At 69.2% G+C, this 16977-nt stretch carries 13 protein-coding genes; 12 read left to right on the top strand and 1 reads right to left on the bottom strand.

Features of this window, described 5'->3' with window-relative positions; genetic code table 11:
* The first annotated feature begins 83 nt into the window (after positions 1-83).
* From HED23_RS05390 to HED23_RS34925, 9 genes are all read left to right on the top strand, one after another.
* Positions 84-3203, top strand: coding sequence for a lantibiotic dehydratase (locus HED23_RS05390; protein WP_203182278.1), 3120 nt, complete (start codon positions 84-86; stop codon positions 3201-3203).
* Entirely contained in the window at positions 3203-4504 is a 1302-nt protein-coding gene (locus HED23_RS05395) for a lanthionine synthetase C family protein (protein ID WP_203182279.1), read from the top strand. Before HED23_RS05390 ends, HED23_RS05395 begins: the two co-directional genes overlap by 1 nt.
* A gap of 6 nt (positions 4505-4510) precedes the next feature.
* Entirely contained in the window at positions 4511-5491 is a 981-nt protein-coding gene (locus HED23_RS05400) for a thiopeptide-type bacteriocin biosynthesis protein (RefSeq protein ID WP_203182280.1), read from the top strand.
* A 323-nt stretch (positions 5492-5814) separates the two neighbouring features.
* Positions 5815-7443 (top strand): peptide ABC transporter substrate-binding protein, encoded by a 1629-nt coding sequence (locus HED23_RS05405; protein WP_203182281.1) that lies wholly within the window; start codon positions 5815-5817, stop codon positions 7441-7443.
* Positions 7444-7533: 90 nt separating this feature from the next.
* Entirely contained in the window at positions 7534-8457 is a 924-nt protein-coding gene (locus tag HED23_RS05410) for an ABC transporter permease (RefSeq protein ID WP_203182282.1), read from the top strand.
* Positions 8450-9442, top strand: coding sequence for an ABC transporter permease (locus tag HED23_RS05415; RefSeq protein WP_203182283.1), 993 nt, complete (start codon positions 8450-8452; stop codon positions 9440-9442). Before HED23_RS05410 ends, HED23_RS05415 begins: the two co-directional genes overlap by 8 nt.
* A gap of 13 nt (positions 9443-9455) precedes the next feature.
* Positions 9456-10433, top strand: coding sequence for an ABC transporter ATP-binding protein (locus tag HED23_RS05420; protein ID WP_203182284.1), 978 nt, complete (start codon positions 9456-9458; stop codon positions 10431-10433).
* Positions 10423-11628, top strand: coding sequence for an ABC transporter ATP-binding protein (locus tag HED23_RS05425; protein ID WP_238441849.1), 1206 nt, complete (start codon positions 10423-10425; stop codon positions 11626-11628). Before HED23_RS05420 ends, HED23_RS05425 begins: the two co-directional genes overlap by 11 nt.
* A 216-nt stretch (positions 11629-11844) precedes the next feature.
* Positions 11845-12933: a hypothetical protein gene (locus tag HED23_RS34925; protein WP_238441850.1), complete on the top strand. Its 1089-nt coding sequence runs from the start codon at positions 11845-11847 to the stop codon at positions 12931-12933.
* A 7-nt stretch (positions 12934-12940) separates the two neighbouring features.
* On the opposite strand, the gene HED23_RS05435 is transcribed toward HED23_RS34925, so the two are convergent.
* Positions 12941-15067 carry a S9 family peptidase gene (locus HED23_RS05435; protein WP_203182285.1) on the bottom strand — a complete coding sequence of 709 codons (2127 nt, stop codon included), beginning with the start codon at positions 15065-15067 and terminating at the stop codon, positions 12941-12943.
* A gap of 166 nt (positions 15068-15233) precedes the next feature.
* Here HED23_RS05435 and HED23_RS05440 point away from each other — a divergent pair, with 166 nt between their 5' ends.
* The 3 genes from HED23_RS05440 (at position 15234) to HED23_RS05450 (ending at position 16878) form a co-directional block, all read left to right on the top strand.
* Positions 15234-15428, top strand: a complete 195-nt coding sequence (locus tag HED23_RS05440; RefSeq protein ID WP_014154257.1) for a hypothetical protein — start codon at positions 15234-15236, stop codon at positions 15426-15428.
* Positions 15429-15502: 74 nt separating this feature from the next.
* A complete protein-coding gene (gene mshB / locus HED23_RS05445; RefSeq protein ID WP_203182286.1) occupies positions 15503-16420 on the top strand; it encodes an N-acetyl-1-D-myo-inositol-2-amino-2-deoxy-alpha-D-glucopyranoside deacetylase in 918 nt (305 codons plus the stop codon).
* Positions 16417-16878 carry a DUF6113 family protein gene (locus HED23_RS05450; protein ID WP_203182287.1) on the top strand — a complete coding sequence of 154 codons (462 nt, stop codon included), beginning with the start codon at positions 16417-16419 and terminating at the stop codon, positions 16876-16878. Before mshB ends, HED23_RS05450 begins: the two co-directional genes overlap by 4 nt.
* The last annotated feature ends 99 nt before the right edge of the window (positions 16879-16977 follow it).

Below are 16977 nucleotides of genomic sequence, written 5' to 3' on the forward strand. Positions count from 1 at the left end.
GCTCCCGTGACGGCTGTGGGAGCGGCGCGGCGCAGCGGCCTGTTGAGGACCATCCGTCGAACTGCCTGAGGAACGCCGCCCTGATGACGCCCAGAATTCTGTTCAAGGCCGAGGACCCGATACTCCTGCGGGCATCGGCCATGGCGAGGGAGGACGTCGAGGCCCGGCTACGAGCAGTCGACTTCTCCCGCATCCCGGAGGAGGCCGAGCTCGGCGACTACGTCCTTCTCTTGACGGCCGACCCGGTCGTACGAGAAGCCATCGCCCTGTCGAGTCACTCCCTCGACCGCCAGATCGAGCGGCTGGGTTCCGGCGCCCCCCTCACGCGAAAGGAACTGCTGCGTGTCGCGATATCGGCGACACGCTATGTGCTGCGGATCAGTGCGCGGCCGACGCCCTTCGGCACGCTCGCGGGAGTCACCTCCGTGAAGGTTGCCGAAAAGGCCCACGCGGTCATGAGGCCTGGTGGGGTGAAAAGCGTCAGATTCGACGCCGGTTGGTACGAGAGCCTGGTGAAGGAGTGGCTGGCGGATCCCGGGATCCGGCGGAGGACTCTGGTGGCGAGGAACAACCTCTGCTACGTCAGGGGTGAACGCCTTGTCATGCCCTACACCCGGACCGAGATGAACAGCGATCAGCGGAAGGACGCGATCGCGGCCAGTCGTGAAGTCAGTCTGAAGGCTGGTCCCGTGATTTCCTGGTTCCATGCGCATACCAGGGACGCGATTTCCTATGAAACCCTCCTGGAAGGGGCTCGGGAGGCTTTTCCGGCGGCTGGTGCGGATGCGTTGGAGGGAGCCCTCCGGCGCCTCGTGGAGAACGAGGTTCTGCTGACGTCCCTGACTCCGCAGATCATTGACCCGGAGTTCATCGCCGGGGTCGCCGGGGTTCTCGGCGAGGGCACCGAGCCGTCGCTTCGTCTCACGGACGCGCAGAACAGGCTCCACGCCTTCGAGAAGGCACCGGTCGGCGCCGGGTCCGCCGAATGGCGAGCGCTCCTGGAGGCGACGGCGACGGCGAAGGGCCCGGGAACCTCCTCCCCTCAGGTCGATCTCCGCCTCGACGCCGACATAGCACTGCCCCGGTCGGTCACGGATGAGATCGAGGAGTTCGCCACCACTCTGTGGCGCATCTCTCCGCGGAAGCGTACGCATGCTCATATGCGCGCCTATCACAACGCGTTCGTGGAGAAGTACGGGGAACGGGGGTCCGTCCGCCTGGAGGAGCTGATCCACCCCCATCAGGGACTCGGGTATCCCGCGTCCTACCGGAACCCCCGGGTGAGCAGCAAGTCGCTCCAGGGCCACCCGACGGGTCGTTCCGACGACGCGGGGGAGCGCGCCCGCCATCTCGGTCAGCTCTGTCACGCGGGGCTGACGAGCGCCGACAAGGAAGTGGTCCTCACCGAACAGGACGTGAGACTCCTGGCGGTCGACTCGGCGGACAGGCCTCCCAGCTCGCTCGAACTCTGCTTCCAGCTCTTCTCGGACAGCGTGGACGCCATCGATCACGGACGCTTCGAACTCTGGGCGTCACCCATGTCCGGTTCTCCGACGGCCGGTGCCACCCACGGCCGGTTCGCCTCCATGACGGGTACGACCGCGGAGCTGAGCTCCCTGGTGTCAGGGCGTGACCCGGACGTCGTGGTGGCGCAGGTGCATTTCCAGCCGTCCGTGACCAGGGCCCTGAACGTCATGCAGGTCCCCGAACTGACCAGCCACCACATCGGGATCGGGACCTTTCCCCACCCTCGGGGAACAGAGCGGATCGACTGGCGCGACCTGGTCGTCTCCGCGGACGGCAGTCGCCTGCGCCTCGTGTGGGAGAGGACGGGGCAGGAGGTCCAGCCGCTCGTCCCGCACATGCTGAACCTCAGCTCGCAAGCCCCCAATCTCGCACGGCTGCTGCATGAGATCCGGTACTGCGGCACGGAGAAGGTCTGGCAGCCTTGGGAGTGGGAGGGTCTTGGTGACCTGCCCTTCCTGCCACGTGTGCGTCTGGGCCGGACCGTGCTCTCGCCGGCCACCTGGTTTCCGAGTCCGGCTCTGCGTGCCGCCGCCGCGTCGGACAGGACCTGGGAGCAGGAGTTGACCGACTGGTCCACCCGCCTCGGGGTGGACCGCGCGATCAGCGTCGTCAGCGACGATCGCGCCTACGACCTGGATCTGGACAACGCGCTGCACAGGGAGATGCTGCGCCGGGACGTGGCCAAGCAGAACGTGAGGATCTGCGAGCTGCCGCAGAGCGGCGGCAGAAGTTACGGCTGGCTGCAAGGCAGGGCCGCGGAGATCGTCGTACCGCTCAGGTCGGCTACGGCTCCGCCCGCACATCCGCCGGCGCGGTCCCTGGAAGCCTCGCGACGGCCGCGCCACAGGCCTGGAGGCGAGTGGGCATGCGTCGAGATGTACTGCATCCCTGAGGTGCACGAGGAGATCATCGCGCAGTACATCCCGAAGATCGTCGCGGATGTCTCCCGCGGGATCGACCGATGGTTCTTCGTGAGGTACAGCAACCCGGAGCACCATCTCAGACTGCGCCTGCACGGCTCTCCCGAGACTATGGCCCGGGACGTCTGGCCGATCCTGCTGCGGCACATGGCGTCCCTGACGGACATCGGCGTCATCGGTGACTTCCGTATCGCGACGTACGAACCAGAGGTCGAGCGATACGGCGGCCCTGAGGCCATCGACGCCGCCGAGCAGCTCTTCTGTCTCGACAGCCAGACCGCCATGAGCCAGCTGCGGTCCTTGCGGAAGAACCTGCCCGTCTCCCGCTCGACGCTTGTGGTGGCCAACTACGGACTGCTGCTGGACTCACTCGGCCCGTGGGACTGGCCCGCCTGGGCGGCCGAGCGCTTTCCGAGAGACGTCGACGGAAGCCTGAGCAGGACGGAACTGGCCGAGGTGCTCTCCATCCTGGTACCCGGACAGGTCGCTGAACGCCTTGAGGGGTACGCGCAGGTCCAGCAGCTGTCGTCCGCGTGGGGGAGCGCCGTGCCGAGTGACTTCGGGAAATTCGCCGTCAGCCGGCTGGAGGGCGCGGCCGACCGGGCCTTCGCAGAGATTCCCGTCATGAGTGCCATGCACATGCAGCACAACCGCCTGATCGGCATCGACAGGGCCGGCGAGATGAAGAGCCTGACGCTGCTCGGCCATGCCGCCCGCGCCCTGATCGGCCGGCGCGAGAACGTGGAGAAGTCCTGATGGTTCCCAAGCACTGCTCGGCAGCACGCCAGGTGGCCGACGACATCGCTCAGCGCCTCCAGGACGGGGAGCGGCTGGAGACAACCGTGGGAACCAGCCCGGACTGGCCGGATGTCGAGCCCAGGCTGACCCTGTCATCCATGGCGAGTGGTCTTCCGGGGACCTCGATCGTCTTCAGCAACCGTGCTGCCGCGTCATCCGGGAACGCGCTGGTCGCACATGATCACCTGCAGCGCTCCATACGGCTGCTCAAGGCCGACCCACGGCCCTCCATCGGACTGCACGGGCAGCTGACGGGGACCGCCTTCGCGGCGGCCATGGCGCAGCGAGGGGGGAGCGGGTACAGGAAGGCGCTGGACTCGTTCGATTCCCATGTAGCGCTGCACGCCGACGGGCTCTGCCGTGTGGTGGAACTGGACAGCCCGGGACCCATGGACCGCTACGACGCCATCGACGGGCTGGCCGGCGTCGGCCGGTATCTGCTCCTCAGGGGCGAAGGTTCCAGGCCGTCGCTGGAAGCGGTCCTGAGAGCACTGGTCGCACTGATGAGGCCCACATCCGTCGATGCGCAGAAGGTGCCCGCGTTCTGGTCGCTGAACGCACCCAACCGGCGCTACGACGCCCAGGAGGGCAAGAGGTTCGCGTCGGGCCACCTGAACCTGGGTGTCTCTCACGGTGTCGCAGGCCCACTGGCACTCTTCTCCCTGGCCTGGGAACAAGGATTCACCGTGCCGGGTCAGAAGGAAGCCATGGAGCAGCTCGGCGAGATCTTCACCCGGTTCGTCATCGAGGACGAGTACGGGCCTTTCTGGCCCAATTTCATCTCGCTGCCCGAATGGGCGCAGGGCCGGTGCACCACGGGCCGGGGGCGGACCGCCTGGTGCTACGGAGCGCCGGGAATCTCCCGGTCCATGCAGTTGGCCGGTGTGGCTCTGAGCCGGCCCGACTGGGTGGAGCTCGCCGAGAAGTCCGTCGAGGCGCTGCTCCACGTACCCCTCGACCGGTACGGAGCGACGCACCCGTCGCTCTGCCACGGATGGGCCGGCATCATGCACGTGTTGAAGTTCTTCACCCACGGTGACCAAGGGGGCCGGGTCGAGGTACTGATAGATGCGATCGCGGAGCGCGTCATCTCCTCGTACCGCCCTGGCTGCCCGGACTTCAACATCAACCTGGGGGGTGGTGAGGCCGGAGAGCCCGCAGGATTCCTGGAGGGCGCGGCCGGCGTCGTTCTCGCACTGGACGCCTACGCGGACGGGGGCGTCTACGTACCCTGGGACGCCGCTCTGCTGGTGAATTGAGCTGACGTGCTGAGCGACCCACAGGAATCGATTTCCGTCGGTGAACGCGATGTGCCCCTCGCGGAGTTCCTGCGCATGGCGGCCCGTTCTCTCGAAGGCGGCGTCCCCGAGGATTGTTCGAGTGAGCTGCGGGAGAAGATCAGACGCTTCCTCTCCGCAGGTGTCGCCGCCGTCGGCACGGATGCCCGTCCGTGGCTCGAATACCGGATCTCGTTCGGTCATGAGCGGCGTGCCGAGTTGTACGGGGAGTTGCGTGCCCTCGTTCGAGGCGTGACGGGCGAGGGCCTGGCGGGCCAGTTCTTCCACATGAACAAACCGCCCGGTGCGCGGCTGCGTTTCGAAGCTGATTCCCGTACCGTCGCCGATCTGCGGACCAGGCTGCTCGACAGCTTCACGGGGTGGCGCGAGCGTGGCCTGATCGACGGATTCCGGCATGCCGTCTACGAGCCGGAGTACAGCCTCTTCGGCGGGGTCGAGGCCATGCCCAGCGTGCACGCGCTGTTCACGCACGACTCGATGGTCTGGTTGGACTACTACGCGGCGGGCGCCGAGGCCGGCCATGCCTGGAAACTCTCCCTCCGCATGGTCAAGGAGCTGCTGCGGGGCCTGGAGATCGCGGACCTGGAAGATCTGGGTGTCTGGGACCGCCTGGTACGCGAGGCGGGCCGGGGCTTTCCCGGTGCGGCCCCCGAGGACTGGGAGCGGATCTCCGGGAGGATCGCCGACGCCTGGCAGCATGCCGGCCATCTGGAGCTTCACGCTGAGATCAAGGGCTCGCAAGCTCTCGCCCTCTACGAGGAACAGCTTCCGGTCATCTGCGACCGGTGGCGCGAGGACTGCTTCCATGACGCGGACGCGCGAACGGGCAGGGTCGCCTTCGCGACATCCGCGATCGTCTTCCACTGGAATCGAGGCCTGCTGACTCCGGGCTGGCAGATCGCCGTCAGCGAAGCCCTGAGGTCGCGGGACCGAAGGATCCGCGGGTGAGCTGATCCTGGACGCGTGGTGCGGGGCCTCCGGGCCCGTGCCGGGCGGGACCGGCCGAGCGCGGTCCCGCCCGGCACGTCGTGTGCGCCTCGCGCTTCCCGGCCCCGCTCGCCGGAAAGCGCGGCCACCCTGCCTTCGGGCGATGGGCCGGTCGGGTGCTCGCGCGCCGTCCGTGGGCCGGCGCGCGTCCCGCCGACGGTTCACGGACGGCATCGGCGGGGCGGTTCCGGAGGTCACGTACGGCGGACAAGGACATGCGACGAAGTGTCATATGGGGTGATATGAGGCATTAAGCCACTCAAGGGAACCCTAGGAGGCACTCCATGCGCGGAGCCACACAGGCCAGGTGGGCCGCATGCGCCGTAGCGGTCGCGCTGGCGGCCACGGCTTGCGGCGGCGGGGGCGACGGTGGCGGCGGTGGTGCCGACGGGATCGTGAGCTCGTCCTGGGGCGACCCGCAGAACCCGCTGGAGCCGGCGAACACCAACGAGGTGCAGGGCGGCAAGGTCCTCGACATGGTCTTCCGCGGACTCGTGCGGTACGACCCCAAGACCGGCGAGGCGAAGAACGAGATCGCCGAGAAGATCGATTCGACGGACTCCCAGAACTTCACCGTCACGATCAAGGACAACTGGACCTTCAGCAACGGCGAGAAGATCACCGCGAAGTCCTTCGTGGACGCGTGGAACTACGGCGCCGCGCTGAAGAACAACCAGAAGAACGCCTACTTCTTCCAGTACATCGACGGCTACGACAAGGTCCACCCCGAGTCCGGCTCGGCGTCCGCCACCACGCTCTCCGGCCTCAAGGTGGTCAACGACACGACGTTCACGGTCAAGCTGTCGCAGAAGTTCTCCCTCTGGCCCGACACCCTTGGCTACGCGGCCTTCGTGCCGCTGCCCAAGGCCTTCTACGAGGACCACGACGCCTGGCTCTCCAAGCCGATCGGCAACGGGCCCTACACCGTCGACCAGTACGCCAAGGGATCGTCGATGAACCTGCGCCGCTGGGACGACTACCCCGGCGCGGACAAGGCGCAGAACGGCGGCATCGACCTCAAGGTCTACACGGACAACAACACCGCCTACACCGACCTGACCGCCGGCAACCTCGACCTGGTCGACGACGTGCCCGCCTCGCAGCTCAAGAACGTCGAGGCGGACCTGGGCGACCGGTACATCAACACGCCCGCGGGGATCATCCAGACGCTCGCCTTCCCGTTCTACGAGAAGGCCTGGGACACCCCCGGCGCGATCAAGGTCCGCCAGGGACTGTCGATGGCGATCAACCGCGAGCAGATCACCGACCAGATCTTCCAGAAGACCCGCACCCCGGCCTCCGACTGGACCTCACCGGTCCTCGGCGAGGAGGGCGGCTTCAAGGAAGGCCTCTGCGGCCCCGCGTGCGAGTACGACAAGGCCGAGGCCAAGAAGCTGATCCAGGAGGGCGGGGGCATCCCCGGCGGCCAGCTCAAGATCTCGTACAACGCCGACACCGGCTCCCACAAGGAGTGGGTCGACGCGGTCTGCAACAGCATCAACAACGTCATGGGCGACAACAAGGCATGCGTCGGCGGGCCCGTCGGCACCTTCGCCGACTTCCGCAGCCAGGTCTCGACCCAGAAGCTGACCGGGGCCTGGCGCGCAGGCTGGCAGATGGACTATCCGCTGATCCAGAACTTCCTCCAGCCGCTCTACTACACCAACGCGCCGTCCAACGACGGCAAGTGGAGCGACCAGAAGTTCGACGACCTGGTCGACAAGGCCAACGCGGAGAGCGACAAGGCCAAGGCCGTCACCACCTTCCAGGACGCGGAGAAGGTCCTCGTCGAGCAGATGCCCGTCATCCCGCTCTGGTACCAGAACGGCAGCGCGGGCTACTCGGACAGGGTCGAGAACGTCTCGCTGAACCCCTTCAGCGTCCCGGTGTACGACCAGATCAAGGTCAAGTGACCCTGAAGCCGGAGGCCGGTGCGGCGTACCGCACCGGCCACCCGTCTTTCCGGTCCTTCCGTCCGTTCGCCCCGACCCCCGGAGCCCCTCATGGGACGTTATGTGATCCGGCGGCTGCTGCAGATGATCCCCGTGTTCTTCGGCACCACGCTGTTGATCTTCCTCATGGTGAACGTGATGGGCGATCCCATCGCGGGCCTCTGCGGCGACCGCCAGTGCGACCCCGCGACCGCCGCGCAGCTGCGCACCGAGTTCGGCCTCGACAAGCCGGTCTGGCAGCAGTACCTGACCTACATGGGCAACATCTTCACCGGTGACTTCGGCACGGCCTTCAACGGGCAGAAGGTCACGGAGCTGATGGCCACCGCCTTCCCCATCACGATCCGGCTCACCGTCGTCGCGATCGTGTTCGAGATCGTCATCGGTATCAGCCTCGGCGTCGTCACCGGACTGCGCCGCGGGCGACCGGTCGACACCGTGGTGCTGATCCTGACCCTGGTCGTCATCGCCGTACCGACCTTCGTCACCGGTCTGCTGCTCCAGCTCCTGCTGGGCGTGGAGTGGGGCATCATCAAGCCGTCCGTCTCCTCGGAGGCGCCGGTCGACGAGCTCATCGTCCCCGGGCTCGTCCTGGCCTCGGTCTCCCTGGCCTACGTCACCAGGCTCACCCGGACCTCGATCGCCGAGAACGCCCGCGCCGACTACGTCCGTACCGCCGTGGCCAAGGGCCTCCCCAGGCGGCGGGTGGTCGTGCGGCACCTGCTGCGCAACTCCCTCATCCCCGTCGTCACCTTCATCGGTACGGATGTGGGCGCACTGATGGGAGGGGCGATCGTCACCGAGCGCATCTTCAACATCCACGGAGTCGGCTACCAGCTCTACCAGGGCATCCTCCGTCAGAACTCCCAGACCGTCGTCGGGTTCGTCACCGTCCTGGTCCTCGTGTTCCTGGCGGCGAACCTGATCGTCGACCTCCTGTACGCCGTACTCGACCCGAGGATCCGCTATGCCTGAGCAGAAGCCGTGGGACGAGACGACGGGCAGCGGAGCGATCTCGGGGGCCGGAGCGGGCGGGGCGATGGACCTCGCGATGGACGAGGGCACCACGCTGGAGAAGACGCCCGGCGGCCCGGAAGGCACCGGGCCCTCGGGCAAGCCGCGCAGCCTGTGGTCCGACGCCTGGCGCGATCTGCGCCGCAACCCGGTCTTCATCATCTCCGCGCTGATCATCCTGTTCCTGGTGATCATCTCGATCTGGCCCTCGCTGATCGCCACCCAGGACCCGCTCGACTGCGACCTCTCCAAGGCCCAGGAGGGTTCCCAGCCCGGACACCCCTTCGGCTTCGACGGACAGGGCTGCGACGTCTACACCCGCACCGTCTACGGCGCCCGGACCTCGGTGACCGTCGGCGTCCTCTCCACCCTGGGGGTCTCGCTGCTCGGCGGCGTGCTGGGAGGCCTCGCCGGCTTCTTCGGCGGAGCGTGGGACGCCGTGCTCTCCCGCGTCACGGACGTCTTCTTCGGTATCCCGGTGGTCCTCGGCGGCCTGGTCTTCCTGTCCGTCGTCACCAGCTCCACCGTCTGGCCCGTGATCGGCTTCATCGTGCTGCTGGGATGGCCCCAGATCGCCCGCATCTCGCGTGGCTCCGTCATCACCGTCAAGCAGAACGACTACGTCCAGGCGGCCAGGGCGCTGGGCGCGTCCAACTCCCGGATGATGCTGCGCCACATCACACCCAACGCCATCGCCCCGGTCATCGTCGTCGCGACCATTGCCCTGGGGACCTACATCTCGCTGGAGGCGACGCTCTCGTACCTGGGGGTCGGCCTGAAGCCACCGGCGGTCTCCTGGGGCATCGACATCTCCGCCGCCTCCCAGTACGTCCGCAACGCGCCGCACATGCTGCTCTGGCCCGCCGGGGCGCTGGCCGTCACCGTGCTCGCGTTCATCATGCTCGGCGACGCGGTGCGCGACGCCCTCGACCCCAAGCTGCGCTGAGGAGTCCGCTGCCATGCTGCTGGAAGTGCGCGATCTGCACGTGGAGTTCCACACCCGGGACGGCGTGGCCAAGGCCGTCAACGGGGTCAACTACTCGGTGGCCGAGGGCGAGACGCTCGCCGTCCTCGGCGAGTCCGGCTCGGGCAAGTCCGTCACCGCCCAGGCGATCATGGGCATCCTCGACATGCCGCCCGGGAGGATCAGCGGGGGAGAGATCCTCTTCCGGGACCGCGACCTGCTGAAGCTCGGTGCCGACGCCCGCCGCAGGATCCGCGGCCAGGAGATGGCCATGATCTTCCAGGACGCGCTGTCCTCGCTGAACCCGGTGCTCAGCGTGGGGGACCAGCTCGGTGAGATGTTCGTCGTGCACCGCGGGATGTCCAGGTCGGACGCCAAGGCCAAGGCCATCGAGCTGATGGACCGGGTGCGCATCCCGGCCGCCCGCGAGCGGGTCGGCAACTTCCCGCACCAGTTCTCCGGCGGTATGCGCCAGCGCATCATGATCGCGATGGCGCTGGCGCTGGAGCCCGATCTGATCATCGCCGACGAACCGACCACCGCCCTCGACGTGACCGTCCAGGCCCAGGTGATGGAGCTGCTCGCGGAACTGCAGCGCGAGCTCAACATGGGGCTCATCCTCATCACGCACGACCTCGGCGTCGTCGCCGACGTCGCCGACAAGATCGCCGTGATGTACGCGGGCCGGATCGTCGAGACGTCGCCCGTCCACGAGATCTACAGGGCGCCCGCCCACCCCTACACCAAGGGTCTGCTGAGGTCGATCCCGCGCCTGGACCAGAAGGGCCAGGAGCTGTACGCGATCAAGGGACTGCCTCCCAACCTCCTGCACATCCCGCCCGGCTGCGCCTTCCACCCCCGCTGCCCCATGGCCCAGGCCGTGTGCCGTACGGACGTGCCGCCGCTCTACACCGTGGACGAGGAGCGCAGGAGTGCCTGCCACTTCTGGAAGGAGACGCTCGATGAACGCTGAGGGCGCGGGACGCGAGGACGTCCGGGGCAAAGGCTCCACACTGCTCTCCGAGGCGCGGGAGGAGCACCGCAGGACGCCGTACGCCGAGGGCGACCCCATCCTGGAGGTGCGCAACCTGGTCAAGCACTACCCGCTGACCCGGGGCGTCCTCTTCAAGAAGCAGGTCGGCGCGGTCAAGGCCGTCGACGGCGTGGACTTCGACCTGGCGGCGGGCGAGACGCTCGGCATCGTGGGGGAGTCCGGCTGCGGCAAGTCGACCGTCGCCAAGATGCTGGTGCACCTGGAGCCGCCGACCGGCGGCGTGATCCGCTACAAGGGCGAGGACGTCACCAAGCTGTCCGGCCGTGCACTGAAGGCCGTGCGCCGCAACATCCAGATGGTGTTCCAGGACCCGTACACCTCGCTGAACCCGCGCATGACGGTCGGCGACATCATCGGGGAGCCGTACGAGATCCACCCCGAGGTGGCGCCCAAGGGGAGCCGTCGGCAGAAGGTGCAGGACCTGCTCGACGTCGTGGGTCTGAACCCGGAGTACATCAACCGGTATCCGCACCAGTTCTCCGGCGGTCAGCGCCAGCGCATCGGCATCGCCCGCGGCCTCGCGCTCAACCCCGAGATCATCGTGGCCGACGAACCGGTCTCCGCGCTCGACGTGTCCGTCCAGGCCCAGGTCGTCAACCTGCTGGACCGGCTTCAGGCCGAATTCGACCTGAGCTTCGTTTTCATCGCGCACGACCTGTCGATCGTCCGGCACATCTCGGACCGGGTCGGCGTCATGTACCTGGGGCGCATCGTGGAGATCGGCACCGACGAGGAGATCTACGACCACCCGACGCATCCGTACACCCAGGCACTGCTGTCGGCGGTACCGGTGCCCGACCCGACGGCCCGTGAGCACCGCGAGCGGATCATCCTGCACGGAGACGTCCCGTCCCCGGCGAACATCCCGTCCGGCTGCCGCTTCCGCACCCGCTGCTGGAAGGCGCAGGAGCGGTGCGAACTGGAGGTGCCGCTGCTGGCGGTACCGGCCGTCTTCCGGGACTCGGCGACAGCGGCCGGTCACGACTCGGCGTGCCACTTCGCCGAGGAGAAGCGGGTGGTACCGCACGAAGGGCTGCGGGAGGCGCCGGAGGGTGACCGGCCGCCCTCCCCGCGAAAGGAGGAAGGGAGCCCGGACGGGCCGGACCCCGGGTGACAAATGGTGGTGAACGAGCATCATCTGCGTTAACACACAGGCAACTTGACCGTCGTCACACCGATATACGAACGTCCCACCATAGAGAGCGTACGGCCGTGCGGGTGCCGTGAACCGGCCGGGGCGTCCATCACGTCGCCCCGGCCGGTTACCCGTTCCCGTCCCTCCCCACAGGTCCCCTTGTCCATCGGCGGACCGCCGTGGAGTATCGCTGGGGTGATACTCACACGGGGAGCCAGAATCACCGGAGCGGTGCTGTGCGCCGTGCTCGCAGCCCTCGTCGCGGGCTGGATCGTGCGGGATCTCCGGGCAGTCGGTGACCTGTCCGTCCTGCTGCGCTACTGGGCCGGTTACACGGACGGGTGGCCGACGGAGCTGCCCGCCACCCTGCAGGCCGATCCGGTGCTGCTCGTCGTGTACGTCCTCGCCCTGTTCGCCGCGCTCCGCTCCTCGGTCGCCGCGTCCACGCTGGTCGCCACCGGACTGGTCACCCTCGCCCTCCGGCTGCCGGGGGTCTGGACCATCGGCTCGTCCTGGATGGACGGCCGGTTCAGCGACGAACTGCGCACCAGGGCCCTCATCGGCACCTTCGTCACCCTGGCCGCCGGTCTCGCCCTCGTCGTCGCCGGGGCCGCGGGCCGCAGACGGCCCGAGGGCGCCCACGAGCCACGGCCCACCCGGCCCGGCCGCGGGGCCGGGGTCACGTCCTTCCTGGCACTGGGCACCTCCGGGGCCGTCATGATCGCCTGGGAGGCCCGCCAGTACTTCCGGCTGCCCGGCCAGTTCTACCCCGACTGGTTCACCGGCGGAGAGGTCCTCACCCTCGGGCTGACGGCCGCCCCACCGGGCTGGAGCAGCGTGGCACTCGGGGCGGCTGGCCTCGTGGTGGCGTGGACCGCGCTCTTCCGCGCCGTCCACGCCCGTCCGCTCGGCATGATCGTGGCCGGATTCCTGCTGGTCTCCGGCGCCTGCGGGATCGCCCGGAACATCCACAACCGGTGGCTGGAAAACATCACCGAGGCGCCGGCCGAGCAACAGCTCGTCGTGCTCACCTCGTTCCTCTTCGCCTCCGCCGGGGCGACGGCTCTGCTCGTCCTGGCGCGCAGGGGGTTCGAGGACACCGGCGGACAGACCGAGGGCTACGGCGGCTACGGATATCCGCAGGGAGGCGCCCCGGGCTACGGATACCCGCATGCCGGCGCCCCGGGCTACGGATACCCGCAGGCCGGCAACCCGGGCTACGGCTATCCGCAGGGCGGCGGCCCCGGCACCCCGCCGCCCGCGTCCCCGCCGCCCGGCTGGTGAGCCGTGGCTACGCCCGGGGCAGTCCCAGGGACCGCTTGAGGAAGTCCACCTGGAGCAGCAGCAGGTTCTCGGCGACCTGCTCCTGCGGGGTCATGTGCGTCACACCGCTCAGCGGCAGCACCTCGTGCGGGCGCCCTGCCGACAGCAGTGCGGAGGAGAGCCGTAGCGCGTGGGCGACCACCACGTTGTCGTCGGCCAGGCCGTGGACGATCATCATCGGCCGCACCCCGTCGGCCGGCTCGGAGAGCCCCTCGTCGGTCACCAGGGAGTTGCGGGCGTACACCTCGGGCTGCTCCGCGGGGTCGCCGAGGTAGCGCTCGGTGTAGTGGGTGTCGTACAGCCGCCAGTCCGTCACCGGGGCTCCGACGACGGCAGCGTGGAAGACATCGGGACGGCGCAGCACCGCGAGCGCCGAGAGGTAGCCGCCGTACGACCAGCCGCGCATGGCCACCTTCGAGAGGTCCAGGGGGAAGCGCCCGGCCAATGCGTGCAGCGCCTCGACCTGGTCGTCGAGGGTGAGCGTGAGATCGTCCCGCACCGCCTTCTCCCAGCCGGGCGAACGGCCGGGCGCGCCCCGGCCGTCCGCGACGATCACGGCGAAACCGTGGTCCGCGAACCACTGGGACGTGAGGTGCGGATTGTGGGCGGCGACGACCCTGCGGCCGTGCGGGCCGCCGTAGGGGTCCATCAGGACCGGGAGCGGACCGTCCGATTCCTTGTAGCCCGTGGGGAGCAGCACGGCGCACGGGATACGTCGTGCGCCCCCCTCCGTCAGGTGAACCTTCGCGGCCAGGACCGGCTCCTGGGCGAGGTTCGCCACGGCGGCGGTCCGCCTGCCGTCCCTCAGCACCCGCACGGCGGTGCCGGGGTGGTCCAGGGACGCCGACACCAGCACCGTCACACCGCCCGAGCGCACCGCGGAGTGCACACCGGCGCCCTCGCTGACACGCTCCACGCCCAGCTCGTTGACCCGGTACACATGGCTCTGCCCCGTCTCCGGGTCCGCCGCTGCCTCCCCCGCGGCCGCCTGCACCAGGATGTCCGACTCCCCGATGTCCAGCACCGCCTGGACGTGCAGCTGGTCACCGGTCAGCGGCCGGTCCCCGACCGAGAGCACGCGCGCGCCCCCCTCGTCGGCGACCCGGACGAGCCGGCCGTCGGGCGCCCAGGCGGGCACCCCGGCGAAAAGATCAAGCCATACCGCGTCCTCGTCGACGTGCACCGTGCGGGTGGTGCCGGTCTCCGCGTCGACGGCCAGACAGAGCTGGCTGCGCTGGTCGCGGGCCTGCACGAGAAGCAGTGGGGCGCCGTGCGACGACCAGTGCACACGCGCCAGGTAGGGGAAGCGGGACCGGTCCCAGACGACCTCCGTGCGCGTCCCGTCCAGGCCCATCACGAAGAGCCCGACCTCGGCGTTGGCCGTCCCCGCCGCCGGATAGCCCACCTCGGCGGGCCTGCTCCCGGGGTGCGCCGGGTCGGCGATCCACCACCGCTGTACGGCGCTGTCGTCGACCCGGGCGACCAGCAGACGGTCCGAGTCCGGCGACCACCAGAAACCGCGGTAGCGGCTCATCTCCTCGGCCGCGACGAACTCCGCGAGGCCGTACGAGACGTGCGCGTCCTCCGGCTCGGCGATCGGCCGGTCACCGTCGCCCTCCGCCCCCACGACGCGCAACGCGCCCCGGGTGACGTAGGCGACGTGCAGGCCGTCGGGGGAGGGGCGCGGGTCGATCACCGGACCCGGCACCGGCAGGGCGCGCGCCGTGCCCGCCCTCAACTCGGCGACGTACGCCTTGCCGGAGAGCGCGAAGGCCGCCAATTCCACCGCGTCGTCCACCGCGTAGCCCACGATGCCCGCCGAGCCCTCCCTGGTCCGCTCGCGCCGTGCCCTCTCCTGCGGTGACAGTTTCTCCGCCGAACCGCCCAGCAGGCGGTCGGGGTCGGCCGCGACGCGCTCCTCGCCCGTCCCGGTGTCCAGCATCAGGAGCCGGTTCGTCCGGTCGGTGCCGGACGAGGAGCGGAGGAAGAGCACCCGCGTCCCATCCGGTGAGACGGTGAAGGCCCGGGGTGCGCCGAGAGTGAACCGCTGGGTCCGGGCGTGCTGGAGGGGAAAAGACAGCTTCTGCGAGGTCATGGCCCCGAACCTAGCCCGCGCCGGCCGGTCCGTGCGCCCCTCGTGCTGCTGTGCCCCGATCAATGCGTCGGCACGGATAGTTATGATCCGTAGCGCTCGGTGGGTATGAACCTGCTGGCTCCATGTGTGCTGCCCGTCCCGACCGTACTGATGGAGGTGAACCGCCGTGGCACTCTCGATTTCGGCGGTGGTGCTGCTGGCGATCGTCGTCTTCCTGCTGATCCGGAAATCCGGACTGAAGGGCGGACACGCGGTGGTCTGCATGTTGCTCGGGTTCTACCTCGCGAGCTCGTCGATCGCACCGACCATCTCGGAGGTGACGTCGAACGTGGCAGGCATGATCGGGGGGATCAAGTTCTGACGGGTGCGCCGCCGGGTGCACCGGTCACCGTGGGGCGTTCGGTCCGTGGGGCGGCCTGCTCGTAGGGTGGTCCCATGAAGGACGTTCCCGCCCGCCGTCTGCTCCTGGTCCACGCGCACCCCGACGACGAGTCGATCAACAACGGCGCCACCATGGCCAGGTACGCCGCCGAGGGCGCCCACGTGGCCCTGGTGACGTGCACCCTCGGCGAGGAGGGCGAGGTCATCCCACCGGACCTCGCGCACCTCGCCGAGGACCGGGAGGGCGGCCTGGGGGACCACCGCATCGGCGAACTCGCGGCCGCGATGCGGGAACTCGGGGTCACCGACCACCGGTTCCTGGGCGGCCCCGGACGGTTCCGCGACTCCGGAATGATGGGCACCGAGCAGAATCAACGGCCCGGTGCCTTCTGGGCCGCCGCCCTCGACGAGGCGGCCGGCCACCTCGTCGGAGTGATCCGCTCCCTGCGCCCCCAGGTCCTGATCACGTACGACCCCGACGGCGGCTACGGCCACCCCGACCACATCCAGGCGCACCGCGTCGCGATGCGGGCCGCGGACCTGGCAGCCGATCCCGGGTACGACGCCGGGGCCGGGGCCCCGCACACCATCGCCAAGATCTACTGGAACCGGGTGCCCCGCTCCGTGGCCGAGGAGGCCTTCGCCCAGCTCCGGGAGACGGCCCCCGACGCCTTCCCCGGCATCGCCGCGGTGGACGACGTACCCGGTGTCGTGGACGACGCGCGGATCACCACGGAGATCGACGGTTCGGCCCACGCCGCGGCGAAGACCGCCGCGATGCGCGCGCACGCCACCCAGATCGCCGTCGACGGGCCGTTCTTCGCACTGTCGAACGACCTGGGGCAGCCCGTCTTCACCACCGAGTACTACGAGTTGGTGCGGGGAGCTCCGGGCGGGGACGATGGTGCCCGGGAGCACGACCTCTTCGCGGGCGTGCCTGACGCGGCCCTCGCGCCGGGAGCACAGACATGAGCAGCAGGCAGAGGCCGCGCGCCTCGTCGCAGTCGCCGCGTACCAACGCCCCGCCCAGGAGCCCCGGGCCCACCGGACTCGCGGCGCCCCCGAACCCCCGGCGGGTCCCCCTGTACGTGGGACTGGCGGTGGTGGGAGCGGCCGTCGGGCTGGCCGGCACCCTCGTCCAGGCGGCCCTTTTCCCGGGCGGTCTGCTGCTCGCGCTCGCCGCCTCGGCCGGACTGTTCTACGGCGGCCGGGTGCTGACCGGGACGCAGCTCGGCGCTCTGGTACCGGCGGTGGGCTGGTTCATCGCCGTCATCGTCCTCCTCGGAGGGCGCCCCGAGGGTGATTACGTCTTCGGGGAGGAGCTCGGCCTGGCCCTCTTCATGCTCGGAGGGATGGCCGTCGCTGTGATGTGTGCCACGATGTCGCGGCTGCCTCATCCGGCCAACGGCACAGGCCGGTCCGGCGCGTGATGTGCTATGTCCGCTCCCGGATTGCCCCTCCGACGGGTGATGGGTGCATCCTTGTTTCCCCCGGGCGCGGAGAGTCTTACGGCGGCGGCCAGTATGGTG

This window comes from Streptomyces pratensis (genome assembly GCF_016804005.1).
Taxonomy (GTDB): Bacteria; Actinomycetota; Actinomycetes; order Streptomycetales; family Streptomycetaceae; genus Streptomyces; species Streptomyces pratensis_A.

Excerpts from the sequence above, each read along its gene's own strand:
- HED23_RS05405 (WP_203182281.1), top strand. The coding sequence starts at position 5,815 with ATGCGCGGAGCCACACAGGCCAGGTGGGCCGCATGCGCCGTAGCGGTC.
- HED23_RS05410 (WP_203182282.1), top strand. The coding sequence starts at position 7,534 with ATGGGACGTTATGTGATCCGGCGGCTGCTGCAGATGATCCCCGTGTTC.
- HED23_RS05425 (WP_238441849.1), top strand. The coding sequence starts at position 10,423 with ATGAACGCTGAGGGCGCGGGACGCGAGGACGTCCGGGGCAAAGGCTCC.
- HED23_RS05450 (WP_203182287.1), top strand. The coding sequence starts at position 16,417 with ATGAGCAGCAGGCAGAGGCCGCGCGCCTCGTCGCAGTCGCCGCGTACC.
- HED23_RS05395 (WP_203182279.1), top strand. The coding sequence starts at position 3,203 with ATGGTTCCCAAGCACTGCTCGGCAGCACGCCAGGTGGCCGACGACATC.
- mshB (WP_203182286.1), top strand. The coding sequence starts at position 15,503 with ATGAAGGACGTTCCCGCCCGCCGTCTGCTCCTGGTCCACGCGCACCCC.
- HED23_RS05415 (WP_203182283.1), top strand. The coding sequence starts at position 8,450 with ATGCCTGAGCAGAAGCCGTGGGACGAGACGACGGGCAGCGGAGCGATC.
- HED23_RS05390 (WP_203182278.1), top strand. The coding sequence starts at position 84 with ATGACGCCCAGAATTCTGTTCAAGGCCGAGGACCCGATACTCCTGCGG.
- HED23_RS05420 (WP_203182284.1), top strand. The coding sequence starts at position 9,456 with ATGCTGCTGGAAGTGCGCGATCTGCACGTGGAGTTCCACACCCGGGAC.
- HED23_RS05435 (WP_203182285.1), bottom strand. The coding sequence starts at position 15,067 with ATGACCTCGCAGAAGCTGTCTTTTCCCCTCCAGCACGCCCGGACCCAG.